Genomic DNA, 15,033 nt, shown 5'->3' on the forward strand with positions numbered 1-15,033 from the left:
TTTTTATAATTCATCAATAATTTCCTGAAGCTGGGCTACAGATTTCTGAAGCACAAAGGGAAGATCAGCCGTTGCAATTTCTTTTTCATAGTGAGCGGCGAGCTCCTGGCTGGTCAAAAGTTTTTTCATTCCTTCATAAATTCCATCCTCTGAATTTGGAATAATGACTCCTAATTTTCCTTCCTGAAGAAGATCTTTTATTCCCGAAACATCCGTAGAGACAATCGGCTTATTCAAAATCAAGGCTTCCGCGATAATGGTAGGGAAGCCTTCGTGTCTTGAAGACATCACATAAAAATCAGCTTTTTTCAGATAAGGATAAGGATTACTTCTGAAACCGAGCATTTTTACTGTTTCCTGAAGGCCCAACTGGTTAAGCTTGTTCTGAATATTCTCAAAATCAAAACCATCGCCAATAATGATGATCTGATGTTTCAATCCTTCATCAATCAGTTTCTTATGCACATCCAGAAGTCTGTCATAACCTTTCTGCGGGTACACAGTTCCTATCGTGATAAAAGTGGGGATGGTATTGGAAAAAGGGTAATCATCAATTACTGTATTTGCCTTGTTGAGAGTATCATCTTTATCTATGGGGTTATAAATTTTAATAACCGCCTGCTTTTCCGTATCAGTTTGTGCAACCTTCTGCATTTCCTCTTTCAGCTTATTGGAAATAACGAGTATCCTGTCAAACCGGAAAAGCTGTCGGATCACATCCGGCGTATATTCTTTCAGATTAAAAATGTCATTCTGTATCCAGATAATTTTTTTCGAATCTTTTTGAGGGCTGGACAGAAGCTCCCTGTACATTCCGTGAATAGCTGCTATTTCTACATCGTACTTTTTATTTTTAAGAATAAAACGGTAAAGAAGAGCAGGGAACCAGAGAAATAGTTTCTGATAAAGTACCCTGAATGCTTTCACAGGAATTTCATGAGGCCTGTTGGTGGTAATCATCTCACCTTTAAGAAGATACTGCAGATTGACCCATGCCGGAACTTCCTTGATGTACATCCCTGTGTACAGGTTGATCAGCAGATCTATTTCATATTTGTCTTCCGGAAGGTTTTTGAGAAAATTGATCAGAACTTTTTCTGCACCGCCATGCCGGAGAGAGCCTATACGAATAAGAACTTTCTTTTTTTGTGACATTTATTTTTTTACAGGTTTATAAGTGTGAGGGAGATTTTTGATGAGGTATTTTTCTAGGGCAGATCGGTCAGCTTCCAGCTCTAAAGGGTAAATTGTGCTGTTTTCTAATAATTTTTCGCCATACTGTTCAATGGTACAAATAAGTTTGGCAGGAGCTCCTGCATAAACTGAATTATCAGGAATCGAACTGCTGACAACACTTAATGAACCTACAATACAATTGCTTCCAATAGAAACCCCGGGTAAGAGAATAGTGCCTTTTCCAATAAAAGTATTGTTGCCGATTTTTATTCTTCCGAAAGTTCTTCCGTTTTTATACTTTTCAATTCTTTTGGTTACCCGGCCATCTCCGCCATGATTGATGAAAGAAACACCTTCTGCAATCGTTACGTTATCACCCATTTCTATAAGAAAACATTCTGACCCGAAGTTTGGAATGCCTTGAACATACAGATTGTCACCAACTTTCATACCTCGATGAATTGCTACTTTTATAGCCGCATTTTTCACCATGTCTTCATATAGGGAACGGATCTTCAATATGATTCTGAATAGGAACATCATTATTGTGAATTTGTTTTTTATTTTTACAAAGAAAAAGAATTTCTATGATAAAAGTTTCCAAAATAGAATATTATTTGCCCGCCAAGGTTCTGACCAATGAGGATCTTGAGAAAGAATTTCCTGACTGGAGTTCTGATAGAATTCATGAAAAAGTAGGGATAAGACAGCGTCATATTTCCTCAGACAGCGAAACTGCTCTGGAGCTTGCTGTAAAATCTTCAGAAAAACTTTTCTTGAACTATGACAGGAGCAAGGTAGATTTTATTCTCTTTTGTACCCAAAGTCCGGATTATTTTCTTCCCACTACGGCTTGCATCCTTCAAGACAGACTTGGCCTTAGAAGGAATATCGGAGCAATGGATTTTAATCTTGGGTGCTCCGGATTCATTTATGGACTGGCTTTTGCTAAAGGTTTAGTAGCAGCCGGTATTGCGAAAAGTATTTTACTGATCACATCAGAAACCTATACAAAGCATATTAATCCAAAAGATAAAGCCAACCGCAGCATATTCGGGGATGCTTCAGCCTCTGTCATTGTAGAGAAGGATGAAAATGCTAAAGATTATCAGTTCTGCCTGGGGACAGACGGAAGTGGTGCCGAAAATCTTATTGTAAAGAAAGGAGCCTTCAAAAAAGATTTTGAACTTAATCCTGACCATGATTTTGACCCTGAGAATCTTTATATGAACGGGCCCGAAATTTTTAATTTTACTATTGAAAATATTCCGGGACTGGTAAAGGAAACTTTGGAGACCAATCGGCTGACAATGGAAGATATTGATCATTTTGTTTTTCATCAGGCCAATTCTTTTATGCTGAACTATTTGAGGAAGAAAACCAAAATACCGGCAGAAAAGTTTTATATCAATATGGAAAACACCGGAAATACAGTTTCCGCAACCATTCCCATTGCCTTGAAAGATATGATGGACAAGGGAATGCTGAAAGAAGGAGGCAGGGTATTGATGGCCGGTTTTGGAGTAGGATACTCATGGGGAGCAACCGTGCTGGAAATTTGAAATAGAATATAATGTAGTAAAATAAAATATATGAAGACATCCGTTTTTTTAGAGAAATTGCAAGAAGAATTAGAAGAAAAAGAGACATTAACAACCGAAACAAACTTAAGACAGCTGGAAAGCTATGATTCCATCAGCCTGCTTTCTGTAATTGCATTTGTTGATGAGAGTTTCGATAAGAAGATTGATTCAAATTATTTTAAAGATATAGAGACCGTTTCTGATCTCATGAATATTATCGGTAAAGAAAATTTCGAAGATTAGTGAATCAGTTTTCTTTAAAAGATAAAATAATTCTTATTACAGGAGCTTCTTCCGGTATCGGGAGAAGCTGTTCTGTAGAATGCAGCAAGAGCGGTGCAGGTCTTATCCTTATTGCCAGAAACGAAGAGGAGCTGCAGAAAACAGTATCCATGCTGGCTCCGGATAGCAAAGCTGAAACCATTATTGCAAATATCACCAGTGCTGAAAATCTTGAAGAGCTGATCGCTGAAAAAATATCGGTTTTAGGTAAAATCTCAGGATTCATCCACTGTGCAGGGATAGAAAAAACACTTCCGCTGAAAAAACATACTCCGCAACTTTACTCAGATATTTTTGCAGTCAATGTTCTGTCAGGTTTTGAAATTGCCAAAATTTTATCCCTTAAAAAATATAAAAGCGAGGCTGCCAGTTTTGTCTTCATTTCCTCAGTAGCAGGAATGGTGGGCGAAATAGGAAAAGCAGCCTATTCAGCAAGTAAAGGCGCCGTAATTGCAGGAGCCCGATCCATGGCTATGGAGCTTTCAAGAAGTGGAATAAGGGTGAACAGCATAAGTCCGGCTATGGTACATACGCCAATACTGGAAAAAATGTTTGAAAACGTTGGCGAAGATGCTGCAAAAGAGATAGTTAAAAAACATCCCTTAGGAATAGGGCAACCTGAAGATGTCGCCAACGCCTGTATTTTCCTGCTTTCGGATGCCTCAAAGTGGATTACAGGCTCGAATCTTGTGGTGGACGGAGGATATTCCGCCCATTAATTTTTTTTGTAGAGATCTTCAAGAATTCCTTCCACTGCACTAAAGATTTTCTGATTGTCAAACTGGTCTTCTATCGTTTCCAGGTTTTTTCTGATCCTGGCAATAAGCTCCGGATCTGTAAGAAAAGTCTTCATGGCAGCATACATTTCATTGGTCTCATAATTAATGAGATAGCCCGTTTCTCTGTCTTTGATCATTACTCCTACATCTCCTGTATCGGTAGCAATAATAGGCTTCTGAAGTATTAAAGCTTCGGCGATTACCAGTGGCCAGGCTTCAGATTCGGAAGGCAGAATAAAATAGTCTGCATTTTTCATATAAGGATAAGGATTCATTTTATTACCACTCAAAATAAATGTATCCTGAACATTATTCATCCGGATCTGCTCGGTAAGATTTTTCATTTCCTCACCGCTGCCTATAACGATAATATTGTGATGGTAGCCTTCATCAATCAATCTTTTGTGGGCATCAATCAGTTTATGATATCCTTTTCTGTCGTGAAGACGTCCAACAGAAACAAAAACAGGCCCCTGAGGAAGAGGTTCTATTTTTTCCTGCGCTTTTCTCTTGATTTCGTCAATAGGAATGGCATTGATCACTACACTTTCATCAGGGTACTTCAGTTCCGGATAATAGGTATGCATCAGATCCTTGATTTTCTGTGAACAGTAAATCATGTGGTCAAACTGTGAGAAATTGTCCAGAATATCGGGAACCAGCGGCTGTAATTTGGGCAGATTAATTTCAGAGTGAAACCATCCTAACTTCTTTGAGGCTTTGTTGCTGGAATTGATAACAGATGAAAATGCTGAGTAAGTAGGAGCGATCTCGATATCGAATTTTTTGTTTCCCAAAAGATGGTCAGAGATTGTATGGCTTTTCAGTGCGCGGGAAAGTTTTAGCTTTCTGCGGATCAATTGGATTTTTTGGATCAAAGGATTTTGGGATAAATCTTCCTTTCCATCAACAAAATATACCTTTTTAACGTGTTTGGGGAATTCGTCCCTTAATTCACCCTGATTCAGATTCAGACATACTGTTATATCAAATTTTTCAGGACTGAGATTATTGAGGATACTGAGAATCACTTTTTCCACGCCGCCCATCTCCATGGAACGGTGTCTGAAAAGGAGTTTTATTTTCTGATTTTCTGCTGGCATTACCTGAAAATTTTTTGTAAAGTAATGGAGATTTTTCTTTTTATCCTATATGGAACTGAATTCTGGTATTCCAATAGTTTGAAAATTTCCTGCTGTCCGGTATAGGTTTCCGGAATTTTCATTCCGTTTATGCTTTTAATATTTCTTCGTTTCATTGCATTGAAAACCACCTGGGCAAAATATTCGTAAGACTTTGCTTTATTATCGTTTTGTGAAATTCCGCCCGTATGAGTTCTGTAAAGATAATTGGTGTCGTCGATGAAATAAACATCGCCTTTTTCATACATCTTTAAATAGAGATCCTGATCCTCAGAGATTTTCAGCGAAGTATTCATTTTCTCAGTCTGTTCATAAATATCTTTTCTGAAGGTCACAAAATGAGCAATCTGAATAGGATAATTAAAAAAATACGGATCTTTATTCTGCACCTGCATGGCAGATTTAAACGGAGCGATAGGCTTCAGATCCTTGTCGCAGCTCATAAACCGTGAATAGGCCAATACTACATTTTTTCTCTGTGCGAATACACTTACAGCCTTTTCAATAGCATGAGGAAGAATAGCATCGTCAGGATCTACAAAGCCGCAGATGTCTCCTGAAGCAAGATCAATAAGTTTACTTTTGGTAACCCCAACACCGGAATTTTGCTCATTTTCGAAGAATTTAAACCGATCGTCACCGGCAATGATGGCTTTTATCTGTGTCTTTTCTCCATCAGACGAGGCGTCATCCAGAATGACGGCTTCCCAATTCTTGTAGGTCTGAGCCAGTAATGAGCTGTAACAGTCTTTGAACAGCATAGCATTATTATAATGGGCAATAAGTATGGAGAATTTCATCCGAATTTAAAGGGAATTGAATACTAAATCCTGCTTGTTAACAACCTGCGTATTGGCAGGAACATCTTTAAATATGGTACACCCTGCTCCGATAATGCAGTTGTCACCTATTGTAACCCCTTTCAGCACTGTAACATTACTTCCCAGCCAGCAGTTGCTGCCTATTTTTATAGGAGCTTTGGTAAATTTAGACGAATGGAGCTTAAATGCCGGAGAAGTATCATAGGTATGGTTATGGTCATAAAGTCTGACATTTTCACCAAACAAGGTATTTTCACCAATTGAAATATGTTCAAGGCAGTTGATCGAGCAAAAATTATTCATAAAAAAATGGTCACCTATTTCTAAGCTAGCATCTTTCATCATCAGGATACAAGTGTAGTTTCTGAATTCCACAGACTTTCCGATGCTCATTCTTTTTATATCCTTATCCAGGATAAAGCGCCCACCTACGCCCAATCTGATATTTTCAAAAAATACCTTAGGGTTTTTTTTCAGGATAGAAAGCTGCTGCCTTCTGTATATTTTTTCGAGAAAATTGTAGAACATACAGGCGTTTTTAATTTTTTTATTTCACTTGGGCTTCACAAATATAATCTGTTTTTACATAAATGAGAAAAAAATATTTATTTTTGCGGTATTAAATACAACACAGTGAGTGAAATAACAAGGGTTCTCAAGACATTTATAGGGTATTTGAAAAGACCCGATCTTTATCCGGAACTGGGCCGGAAAATAATTAAAAATACAGTCAACAGGGGTAATGCCTTCAAAGGAAAGGAAAAAACAAATTCCTGGGCTGCCGGAAAAGCTGTTTCTCAGGCAGAGGCTGTTTCAAAACTGTTTGGGTTTGGCATAGATGCTTTTCGTAAAGATTATGCAGAAATATTAAAAACTGCAGAACAAAAGGAAAAGGCGTGTCCTGTAAAAATGGGCGGTCCCGGAGCTTTGGAGCTGATGTATTATGCATGTGAATTTTCTAATGCAAAGCATGTTGTGGAAACAGGTGTAGCATATGGATGGTCATCGCTGGCCTCACTTCTGTCTCTTACAAAAAGGGATGGAACATTGTACAGTTCCGATATGCCGTACCTGGCGCAGGATGGAGATCAGTACGTTGGCTACGTGGTGCCGCAAAACCTTAAAAAAAACTGGAAATTATTCCGTTTTGCAGATAAGGAATCGCTGCCTAAAATTTTTGCTGAAAATTCAGTTTTTGATGTTCTTCACTACGATTCTGATAAAAGTTACAACGGGAGAATGTGGGCCTATGATGAGCTGTATAAACATCTGAAAAAAGGAGGTGTTTTCATCAGTGACGATATTGGTGACAATTCGGCCTACCAGGATTTCTGTGAAAAAAACAACATAGACACAATGGTAGTGGAATATGAAGGGAAGTATATCGGGGTTTTTGTCAAGTAGTTTTTAGAGATTTTATGACGGGTGGGAAAGTGCTTGAAAGCCTCTAAATATTTTTTATCCCTAACTCTATTATAAAGCTGTTGAACAGTTCTTGTGAATGAAGATAAGCCAGATTACCTTTACCAGATTCCTTGCAGCTATAGCTATAGTTATTTCTCATTTTAATAAAGATATGTTTGTTTATAAGACAGATTATATTTCAAATATCTTTTTAAAAGCCAATGTTGGAGTAAGTTATTTTTTTATTCTTTCGGGGTTTATTATGATTATAGCTTATCATAAAAAAGAGAAAATCGGGTATGTAGAATATTATAAAAACAGGTTTGCAAGGATTTATCCGTTGTATGTAGTGGGACTGCTGCTCTATCTGGTAACCAGATATTCAAATTTCAGCATTATCAACGTTTTTTTATATCTGTTCGGGCTGCAGAGCTGGATTCCGGGTAAGGCAATGATCCTGAATTTTCCGGGATGGTCTATTTCTGTGGAATTTCTTTTTTATCTGATTTTCCCACTGCTGTATAATTATTTTTACTCCAAAAAAAATAAAAGCATCTGGGTCGCAGGTATTGTGCTTTGGATCATTACCCAGGTATTTTCCCACCTCTATGAAGCTTCACCATCCTACAAAGGTCCACATACAGAAAGTCATGAATTTCTATATTATTTCCCGCTGATGCATGTAAGTGAGTTTTTGGTGGGAAACCTTGCCGGATTATTCTTTGTGAATAATTTTAAGCAGAAAAATTATGATATTCCCGTCATTCTGGTCTTTGCAGCCGTAATGCTTTGCCTCATCTTTGTTCCTCTTTTTTATCATAACGGGCTTATGGCAGTGCTTTTTATTCCGCTTATTCTTTTAATCTCATGGAATAACGGACTGGTGACAAGAATTTTGGCGTTAAAGCCGTTGGAATACCTGGGTGAAGCGAGTTATGCGGTTTATATTACCCATATTCCTATTTTGTATATCCTGAGGGAAATTCTGAAATGGCAAAATTATAAACTCGATATTAACAGTGTGTTCTGGATTTATCTGGCTGTACTTATCATTATCTCGATGCTGTTCTATCAATTTATTGAAAAACCACTTAGAAGTCATCTTAAAAAATTAAATCTCAGATAAAATCTTTATTTTTGTAATAAAACAACACAATGAAAAAAAACACGAATGTTCCCAAAGCATGTAGAGCATACAGATACACCAAAGATCCGGAAGTTACGGAAGCCTTTAAAAGAAATAATATGGAACTGGCAGTATGGAGAACCGGTACATTTATATTTTTAATAAAATAGAGGAATTCCATGTACAAAACGTTTTCAGAACTGAAAAAAGGGCTCCGCAGAGACATTCCTCATCTTAAAAAGATCAAGGTGGCATTACTGGGCGACACTGCTACACAGTTTCTCAATGTTGCTTTGAAGGGAACTGCTATGAATGAAGGCTTTGAACTAGAAATCTTTGAAGCTGATTTCGGACAGATTTCCCGGCAGATCCTGGATCCTGCCTCAGAATATTATGAGTTCAATGCAGATTATACCATCATCTTTGAATCTTCTCATAAATTATTAAGCCAGTATTATAAATCTTACGATACGCAGACTGCTTTTGCGGAAACCAAAATTTCCTATATTCAGGACCTTTACCGTACCATTCAGAACAGAACCAAAAGCAGGGTAATTTACTGTAATTTTCCGGCGATCAACAATCAGATTTTCGGAAACTTTTCCAATAAGGTAGAGTCATCCTTCGTTTTCCAGTTGAATAAGCTGAATTATCTGCTTTCGGCGGAGCTGGCGATTAAGAATGATAACTTTTTTATTGCAGATCTTCTTTCAATCCAGAATAAATGGGGAAGAGACTTTATGTTCTCTCCAAACATCTATGTGAACACAGAAATGGTGCTTTCACTGGATGCTCTCCCGATTGTTGCCCACCATATCACCGGTATTATTTCTTCTTTGGAAGGTAAGTTTAAGAAATGTCTGATTCTGGATCTGGATAATACCACATGGGGCGGAATCATTGGCGATGATGGACTGGAAAAGATTCAGATAGGGAGTCTGGGAATAGGAAAAGCGTTCACCGAGTTTCAGTACTGGATCAAGGCACTTCAGAGAAGAGGTGTAATCCTCGCTGTTTGCAGCAAAAATGATGAAGATAAGGCTAAAGAGCCTTTCGAAAAGCATCCGGATATGGTCCTTAAACTGGATGATATTGCTGTTTTTGTAGCTAACTGGGATAATAAAGCGGATAATATCAGAAAGATCCAAAGTATTCTTAATATCGGATTTGATTCCATGGTGTTTCTTGATGACAACCCGTTTGAAAGAAATATCGTTCGTGAAAACCTTCCTGAAGTCTGCGTTCCCGAATTGCCTGAAGATCCGGCAGAATATCTGGAATATTTATATGGACTGAATCTTTTTGAAACATCCAGCTTCTCGGAGAATGATGCGGAACGAACCAAACAATACCAGGTTGAGGCACAGCGAGCAGTTGATCTGGACAGCTTTACCAATGTGAAAGACTTCCTGAAAAGCATGAATATGGTTTCAGATGTGAAATCTTTCAACAGCTTTTCAAAACCTAGAGTTTCACAGCTCACACAACGTTCCAACCAATTTAATTTAAGAACGGTGAGATACACGGAACAGGATGTTGACCGCTTGATCAATTCCGAAGAGCACCACACTATTTCTTTCACCCTGGAGGATAAATATGGCGATAATGGATTGATCTGCGTAATTGTGCTTGAAAAGAAAGATTCCGAAACCCTTTTCATAGATACCTGGCTGATGAGCTGTCGTGTATTGAAAAGAGGAATGGAAGATTTTACGCTCAATACTATTGTGGAAACCGCAAAAAAGCATAGATTTAAAAAGATTGTGGGAGAATACCTTCCTACGGCAAAAAACCAGATGGTAAAAGATCATTATGAAAGATTAGGATTTGTAAACGAGAATGATAAATGGATGTTGAATGTTGACGATTACCAGCTAAAAGAAGTCTACATAAACACCAAAATATGAAAATAGAACACCTTATTGAAAGTATTTCCGCAAAAAATGCTATTCATGGTAAAAAGCTCCAGAAAAATTTTGCCTCTCTCTCAGAAGATGAAAATTACGTAAAAGATTATAATGCCTTCATCAGCAAATACAAAGTAATACTTGAGAAAAAGGATCTGACATTTAATGATTCTATTAATTATTATCTTAAAATGATCGGTGATTTTAATGATGAAATGCTGGATTTTATAAGAACCAATAAATACAGAAATACGTCATTTGATGAGGTAAATCAGGCAATGTATAATAATCCTGATGTAATGGTTTCCCATATGCATGGCTTATTGCTTTCACAGTTTTTATGGAAGCATCATTATGAAGTATATCAATACTTTAAAACTACTATCCAACAGTGTCTTCCCGTGAAATCCTATCTTGAAATAGGCGCAGGACATGGCTTATATCTTGAGGCCGCGATGGAGAAAATTGGAGAAAACTGTACGTTTGAGGCACTTGATATCAGCGAATCTTCCCTTGAACTTACCAAAAGTTTAATTAAAAGTGAAAAGGTTGTTTATCACCTTAAAAACGTGTTCGATTATACAGATGAAGATGAGAAGAAAGATTTTATTACGATGGGAGAAGTGCTGGAGCATGTGGAAGATCCGCTATCACTGCTGAATAAAATCAAAAGTCTGATAAAGCCGGACGGAACAATCTTCATTACCACACCCACCAATGCACCTTCTATGGATCATATTTATCTCTTTAATAATATCCAGGAAATCAGAGATTTAATTCATCAGGCAGGGCTTGAAATTGTTGATGAAAGGTATTTTGTAAGTGAAGACATAGAACTGGAGAAAGCAGAAAAAAGGAAAGTTGCCACAATGTATGCATCATTTTTAAAAATAAAAAACATATAAATATTATGAACAAAAACGAAATTTTATCAAAATTATCAGAAATTTTCCGTGAAGAGCTGGATAACGAAGAAATTACTTTAACTGAAGAAACTACGGCAAATGATGTTGAAGAATGGGATTCTCTTTCTCATATCCAGTTAATTGTAGCTGTGGAAAAAGCTTTTGGCATACGTTTTACCTCTTCCGAAATTCAGAGCTGGAACAATGTAGGTGAAATGGCAGAATCTATCGCTTCAAAGCTATAATGAAATTTCATCATGTAGGAGTTGCCTGTAAGGACATACAGGCAGAACTCCAAAATATAAGAAAGCTCCATAAGATCATTGAGGAAACTCCTGTTGTCTTTGATGAAAATCAACGGGCAGAACTTTGCATGATCACTGTAGAAGACGGCTTGAATATAGAACTTGTTTCAGGTGCACCCGTGGAGAATCTTTTGAAAAAAAGAATATCTTACTATCATATCTGTTATGAAGTGGATGATATTGACCAGTCAATTGAAAACCTTATCGAAAATGGGGGAATGCTTATTTCCCCTCCCAAAGAAGCCATACTTTTCAACAACAGAAAGGTTGCTTTTTTAATGCTTTCCTATGGAATTGTCGAACTTTTAAATAAATAAGTTATCATATGCAGTTCACATCATTGGTATTTATACTTTTCTTCTCTGTTTTTTTTGCTGTCTACTGGTTTCTCCGGAAAAATCTTAAAGCCCAGAATATATTTTTATTATTAGGCAGCTACGTATTCTATGCATATTGGGATTGGAGGTTATTAATACTTTTGATCGGAAGTTCAGCGATTATTTATTATTTAGGATTAAAAATTTCCAGAAGTGAGAGTTCGGAAAAAAAAATCTGGCTGAATTTAGGGCTGATTTTTTCCGTTGGTACACTGCTCTATTTTAAATATTTTAATTTCTTCATTCAATCCTTTACAGATTTGTTTGGAATTAAAAATAATCTGACTCTAAATATAATTTTACCTCTCGGTATAAGCTTTTATACATTTAGAATGGTTAGCTATCTGCTTGATATAAAGAATAATAAGTTGAAGGCTGAAATAGATGTAGTGGCATTCTTCAACTATATTACCTTCTTTCCGAGTATGACATCAGGCCCGATTGATAAAGGAGGCTTATTGCTTCCACAGCTGAAAAAAGAAAGGGGTTTTACGCTGGAAAATGGTTCTGATGCAGCCAGGCAAATTCTTCTGGGAGCATTTAAAAAACTGGTGGTCGCTAATACTATTTCTCCTGTTACAGAAAATATATTCCAGGGATATGAGCACCTTTCAGGAAGTACCATAGCTTTTGGAGTTATATTGTTTTTATTCCAGATGTATGCAGATTTTTCGGGATACTCTGATATGGCAATCGGGTTTGCAAAGCTTTTAGGCTTTAAAACCACCAAGAACTTTGCTTTTCCGCTTTTTGCTCAGAATATTGCAGATTATTGGCGGAAATGGCATATTTCTCTCACATCATGGCTTACAGAATATGTATTTACACCCCTTGTCATTGCTTTTCGTGATTATGATAAAAAAGGCTTAATGCTTGCTGTTTTTCTTAATTTTGTGATCATTGGTTTCTGGCATGGTGCCAACTGGACATTTATAGTATATGGATGCCTGCAGGGGATCTACTATGTTCCTTTAGTCGTTAATAACCAGATCAATAAAAAGAAAAAACTGTCTAAAACCATTCCTACATTTAGAGAATTGGGAAATATTATCTATACAATGACCTTAGTGTGCTTTGCATTGGTTTTGTTTGTAGCTCCAAGCCTAAAAGACGCTTTCGGAATGTATGGGAAAATTTTCAGTCTTTCACTTTTCTCCGTTCCGCAGTTTATGAAAATTAAAATCTTAGGTCTGATAGGAATTGTAATTCTGATTGACTGGATTAATAAGGATCAGGAGCATGGATTAGAGATCAGCAGATTTAAACCTTTAGTAAGAAGAGCATTTTACATTTTCCTTATTTTTATGATTATGTATTTTGGAGTTTTTGGAGATAGCAGCTTTATTTATCAACAATTCTAACCTGGTATGAAAAAATTTTTATTCAAAATATCGTTTTACATTATTGGAATTATTGCCATTTTACTGTTTTTAGGAACGTATGCAGATGGCAATACGGATGATAATTATTTACACTTTACAGGCCCGAAACCTTCTGATATGATTATGGGAGATTCCAGAGGCTCCCAGGCTGTTAACCCCAATATTTTAGATGATAAACTGAAAGGTAGGGAATTCAACAATTTTTCCCTGAATATTACGGATTCCCCTTACGGACAGATTTATTTTGAAGCCATAAAGAAAAAGCTTAATCCTGATACAAAGGACGGGATTTTTATTCTTACTGTTGATCCCTGGAACTTATCTATAGATAAAAACGTGAAAGAAGCAAAAGATTTGTCAGAAAACGCTTCCGGTTTGGCAGATATGATTTTTTATGATGTAAAACCTAATTATGAATATCTTCTGAAGCATTATCCTGATAGCTGGTTTAATATTTACAGAGACCGGGAGGCAGTAGCAAGATCCAATACGTATTTGCATAAAAACGGATGGATGGAAGTTAATGTAAATGTAGAGCCTGATACTTTAAGGAGAAGGCAAACCCAGAAGGTAAAGGATTATATAGAATTTGTAAAGACCCAGAAAATATCCCAGTATAGACTGGATGCATTTGAAGATATCATTGAATACCTTAAAACTAAAGGAACCGTTTATATTGTAAGAATTCCTGGTTTTAAGGGAATTATGGAAATAGAGAACAAATATTCTCCGGATTTCAGCAAAAGAATAGAATCAATTGCTCAAAAAAAAGGAGTGAAATTCTTCGATTTTTCTAAGCAATCCGATCAATATATCTTTACAGACGGAAATCATATGTACAAAGAGTCCGGGAAAGTATTTACTGCCCAGATAGCGGATTCTATTCTTCTGGACAAGAAAATATTAAAATAAGTTCTTCCTGAAATTAATATTGAACAGGCCCGAGCGGATACTTGGATAATCCGTAATCAGATATTTAGCGATCATTCCCCATTTTTTGATTGGAGGAGCAACAGCGATCTCAAAACTGCGAAGCATTCTGTTGATATGAAGTTTTACATTCTGTGGAACGGTTTTCTCATTTTCAGCCCATTTATTTAATTCTCTCCAAAGCATAACACGTGTTTTTGCAGGATTTATTTTCCCTGAATCTACTTTGGTGATCCTGTTATTCTCATGTACACCTCTTAAGGCAATCGCTTTATCATTAATACCCGTATAGAGCTTAAGATAATAAGCGAACCTGATCACAATCTCCGAGTCCTGGTGGAGCCGGAGGGAGGTTTCGAAAAACCTGTCCATTTTAGACAAAGAGGATTTCCTTAGAGTTAAAGTATCTAAATGGATAAGTCCGAAAGTTCCGCGTAAACTTATCAGCCCCTGATAAACATCTTCAGGATTGGTTTTTTTATAGACTGTATCCAGTTTATCTTTATAAATAGGATAATACTGTTCTCTGGCCTTCTCCGAATAATATTTTACCCCGATTGCCCCATAAACGCCTTCTACATCAGGATTTTTAAAAAGTTCTCTTTCCGCATCAAATCTGTTGGGCAAATAATAATCGTCTGCATCAAGAAATGCGATAAAATCTCCTGTCGCTTTTTCCATTCCTAAATTTCTGGAAGCTCCCGCGCCGTGATTTCCTTTGTCAGGGTGCTGATAAAGCTTAATCCTGTCATATTTTGCAGCGAGTTCCCGGCAAACCTGCAGGGCATTATCCGGAGACTTATCTTCAACTAAAACAACTTCATATACTTCTTCGAACTGAAGAGCTGATTCTACAGCCTGCGAGACATATTCTTCGGCATTATAAACGGGAATGATTACGGATATTTTCATTA

18 protein-coding genes are annotated in these 15,033 nt (G+C 37.0%); 12 read left to right on the forward strand and 6 right to left on the reverse strand.

What is annotated here, in order from left to right:
- Positions 1–3 precede the first annotated feature (3 nt).
- Positions 4–1,155 (reverse strand): glycosyltransferase, encoded by a 1,152-nt coding sequence (locus tag AC4IFE_RS03755; protein ID WP_490755009.1) that lies wholly within the window; start codon positions 1,153–1,155, stop codon positions 4–6.
- Positions 1,156–1,719, reverse strand: coding sequence for a DapH/DapD/GlmU-related protein (locus AC4IFE_RS03760; protein ID WP_490755011.1), 564 nt, complete (start codon positions 1,717–1,719; stop codon positions 1,156–1,158).
- A gap of 44 nt (positions 1,720–1,763) precedes the next feature.
- Here AC4IFE_RS03760 and AC4IFE_RS03765 point away from each other — a divergent pair, with 44 nt between their 5' ends.
- Genes AC4IFE_RS03765 through AC4IFE_RS03775 form a run of 3 tightly spaced genes read left to right on the forward strand, consistent with a single transcriptional unit; the run spans position 1,764 to position 3,760 of the window.
- The gene (locus AC4IFE_RS03765) at positions 1,764–2,738 is read left to right on the forward strand and encodes a ketoacyl-ACP synthase III (protein WP_490755013.1); all 975 of its coding nucleotides are present in this window, start codon (positions 1,764–1,766) and stop codon (positions 2,736–2,738) included.
- 30 nt (positions 2,739–2,768) lie between these two features.
- Positions 2,769–3,002: a hypothetical protein gene (locus tag AC4IFE_RS03770; protein ID WP_490755015.1), complete on the forward strand. Its 234-nt coding sequence runs from the start codon at positions 2,769–2,771 to the stop codon at positions 3,000–3,002.
- Positions 3,002–3,760 (forward strand): SDR family NAD(P)-dependent oxidoreductase, encoded by a 759-nt coding sequence (locus AC4IFE_RS03775; protein WP_490755016.1) that lies wholly within the window; start codon positions 3,002–3,004, stop codon positions 3,758–3,760. The genes AC4IFE_RS03770 and AC4IFE_RS03775 overlap by 1 nt, the downstream gene beginning before the upstream one ends.
- Here AC4IFE_RS03775 and AC4IFE_RS03780 read toward each other — a convergent pair.
- From AC4IFE_RS03780 to AC4IFE_RS03790, 3 genes are read right to left on the reverse strand one after another with little or no spacing between them, the layout of a single operon-like run.
- Positions 3,757–4,923 carry a glycosyltransferase gene (locus AC4IFE_RS03780; RefSeq protein ID WP_490755018.1) on the reverse strand — a complete coding sequence of 389 codons (1,167 nt, stop codon included), beginning with the start codon at positions 4,921–4,923 and terminating at the stop codon, positions 3,757–3,759. The genes AC4IFE_RS03775 and AC4IFE_RS03780 overlap by 4 nt on opposite strands.
- The gene (locus AC4IFE_RS03785; RefSeq protein WP_490755020.1) at positions 4,923–5,762 is read right to left on the reverse strand and encodes a glycosyltransferase family 2 protein; all 840 of its coding nucleotides are present in this window, start codon (positions 5,760–5,762) and stop codon (positions 4,923–4,925) included. The genes AC4IFE_RS03780 and AC4IFE_RS03785 overlap by 1 nt, the downstream gene beginning before the upstream one ends.
- A 6-nt stretch (positions 5,763–5,768) precedes the next feature.
- Entirely contained in the window at positions 5,769–6,311 is a 543-nt protein-coding gene (locus AC4IFE_RS03790) for an acyltransferase (RefSeq protein WP_490755021.1), read from the reverse strand.
- Between the two features lie 105 nt (positions 6,312–6,416).
- Here AC4IFE_RS03790 and AC4IFE_RS03795 point away from each other — a divergent pair, with 105 nt between their 5' ends.
- The 9 genes from AC4IFE_RS03795 (at position 6,417) to AC4IFE_RS03835 (ending at position 14,101) form a co-directional block, all read left to right on the forward strand.
- Positions 6,417–7,187, forward strand: coding sequence for a class I SAM-dependent methyltransferase (locus AC4IFE_RS03795; protein ID WP_490755023.1), 771 nt, complete (start codon positions 6,417–6,419; stop codon positions 7,185–7,187).
- Positions 7,188–7,284: 97 nt separating this feature from the next.
- Positions 7,285–8,313: an acyltransferase family protein gene (locus tag AC4IFE_RS03800; RefSeq protein ID WP_490755025.1), complete on the forward strand. Its 1,029-nt coding sequence runs from the start codon at positions 7,285–7,287 to the stop codon at positions 8,311–8,313.
- 29 nt (positions 8,314–8,342) lie between these two features.
- Positions 8,343–8,483, forward strand: coding sequence for a hypothetical protein (locus AC4IFE_RS03805; RefSeq protein WP_490755027.1), 141 nt, complete (start codon positions 8,343–8,345; stop codon positions 8,481–8,483).
- A 9-nt stretch (positions 8,484–8,492) separates the two neighbouring features.
- Positions 8,493–10,220: an HAD-IIIC family phosphatase gene (locus tag AC4IFE_RS03810; RefSeq protein ID WP_490755028.1), complete on the forward strand. Its 1,728-nt coding sequence runs from the start codon at positions 8,493–8,495 to the stop codon at positions 10,218–10,220.
- Entirely contained in the window at positions 10,217–11,125 is a 909-nt protein-coding gene (locus AC4IFE_RS03815; protein ID WP_490755030.1) for a class I SAM-dependent methyltransferase, read from the forward strand. The genes AC4IFE_RS03810 and AC4IFE_RS03815 overlap by 4 nt, the downstream gene beginning before the upstream one ends.
- Positions 11,126–11,130: 5 nt before the next feature.
- Entirely contained in the window at positions 11,131–11,370 is a 240-nt protein-coding gene (locus tag AC4IFE_RS03820) for an acyl carrier protein (RefSeq protein WP_490755032.1), read from the forward strand.
- Positions 11,370–11,747 carry a VOC family protein gene (locus AC4IFE_RS03825; RefSeq protein WP_490755033.1) on the forward strand — a complete coding sequence of 126 codons (378 nt, stop codon included), beginning with the start codon at positions 11,370–11,372 and terminating at the stop codon, positions 11,745–11,747. Before AC4IFE_RS03820 ends, AC4IFE_RS03825 begins: the two co-directional genes overlap by 1 nt.
- 392 nt (positions 11,748–12,139) lie before the next feature.
- Positions 12,140–13,168 carry an MBOAT family O-acyltransferase gene (locus AC4IFE_RS03830; RefSeq protein WP_490755035.1) on the forward strand — a complete coding sequence of 343 codons (1,029 nt, stop codon included), beginning with the start codon at positions 12,140–12,142 and terminating at the stop codon, positions 13,166–13,168.
- Positions 13,169–13,174: 6 nt separating this feature from the next.
- Positions 13,175–14,101 carry an SGNH/GDSL hydrolase family protein gene (locus tag AC4IFE_RS03835; protein ID WP_490755036.1) on the forward strand — a complete coding sequence of 309 codons (927 nt, stop codon included), beginning with the start codon at positions 13,175–13,177 and terminating at the stop codon, positions 14,099–14,101.
- Here the strand turns inward: AC4IFE_RS03835 and AC4IFE_RS03840 are convergent.
- The gene (locus tag AC4IFE_RS03840; RefSeq protein WP_490755038.1) at positions 14,093–15,031 is read right to left on the reverse strand and encodes a glycosyltransferase family 2 protein; all 939 of its coding nucleotides are present in this window, start codon (positions 15,029–15,031) and stop codon (positions 14,093–14,095) included. The two genes, AC4IFE_RS03835 and AC4IFE_RS03840, sit on opposite strands and share 9 nt — an antisense overlap.
- Positions 15,032–15,033 lie beyond the last annotated feature (2 nt).

It is taken from the genome of Chryseobacterium sp. UF-81 (genome assembly GCF_058245105.1).

Excerpts from the sequence above, each read along its gene's own strand:
- AC4IFE_RS03790 (WP_490755021.1), bottom strand. The coding sequence starts at position 6,311 with ATGTTCTACAATTTTCTCGAAAAAATATACAGAAGGCAGCAGCTTTCT.
- AC4IFE_RS03800 (WP_490755025.1), top strand. The coding sequence starts at position 7,285 with ATGAAGATAAGCCAGATTACCTTTACCAGATTCCTTGCAGCTATAGCT.
- AC4IFE_RS03815 (WP_490755030.1), top strand. The coding sequence starts at position 10,217 with ATGAAAATAGAACACCTTATTGAAAGTATTTCCGCAAAAAATGCTATT.
- AC4IFE_RS03840 (WP_490755038.1), bottom strand. The coding sequence starts at position 15,031 with ATGAAAATATCCGTAATCATTCCCGTTTATAATGCCGAAGAATATGTC.
- AC4IFE_RS03765 (WP_490755013.1), top strand. The coding sequence starts at position 1,764 with ATGATAAAAGTTTCCAAAATAGAATATTATTTGCCCGCCAAGGTTCTG.
- AC4IFE_RS03810 (WP_490755028.1), top strand. The coding sequence starts at position 8,493 with ATGTACAAAACGTTTTCAGAACTGAAAAAAGGGCTCCGCAGAGACATT.
- AC4IFE_RS03770 (WP_490755015.1), top strand. The coding sequence starts at position 2,769 with ATGAAGACATCCGTTTTTTTAGAGAAATTGCAAGAAGAATTAGAAGAA.
- AC4IFE_RS03785 (WP_490755020.1), bottom strand. The coding sequence starts at position 5,762 with ATGAAATTCTCCATACTTATTGCCCATTATAATAATGCTATGCTGTTC.
- AC4IFE_RS03820 (WP_490755032.1), top strand. The coding sequence starts at position 11,131 with ATGAACAAAAACGAAATTTTATCAAAATTATCAGAAATTTTCCGTGAA.
- AC4IFE_RS03825 (WP_490755033.1), top strand. The coding sequence starts at position 11,370 with ATGAAATTTCATCATGTAGGAGTTGCCTGTAAGGACATACAGGCAGAA.
- AC4IFE_RS03805 (WP_490755027.1), top strand. The coding sequence starts at position 8,343 with ATGAAAAAAAACACGAATGTTCCCAAAGCATGTAGAGCATACAGATAC.
- AC4IFE_RS03760 (WP_490755011.1), bottom strand. The coding sequence starts at position 1,719 with ATGATGTTCCTATTCAGAATCATATTGAAGATCCGTTCCCTATATGAA.
- AC4IFE_RS03835 (WP_490755036.1), top strand. The coding sequence starts at position 13,175 with ATGAAAAAATTTTTATTCAAAATATCGTTTTACATTATTGGAATTATT.
- AC4IFE_RS03780 (WP_490755018.1), bottom strand. The coding sequence starts at position 4,923 with ATGCCAGCAGAAAATCAGAAAATAAAACTCCTTTTCAGACACCGTTCC.
- AC4IFE_RS03755 (WP_490755009.1), bottom strand. The coding sequence starts at position 1,155 with ATGTCACAAAAAAAGAAAGTTCTTATTCGTATAGGCTCTCTCCGGCAT.
- AC4IFE_RS03830 (WP_490755035.1), top strand. The coding sequence starts at position 12,140 with ATGGTTAGCTATCTGCTTGATATAAAGAATAATAAGTTGAAGGCTGAA.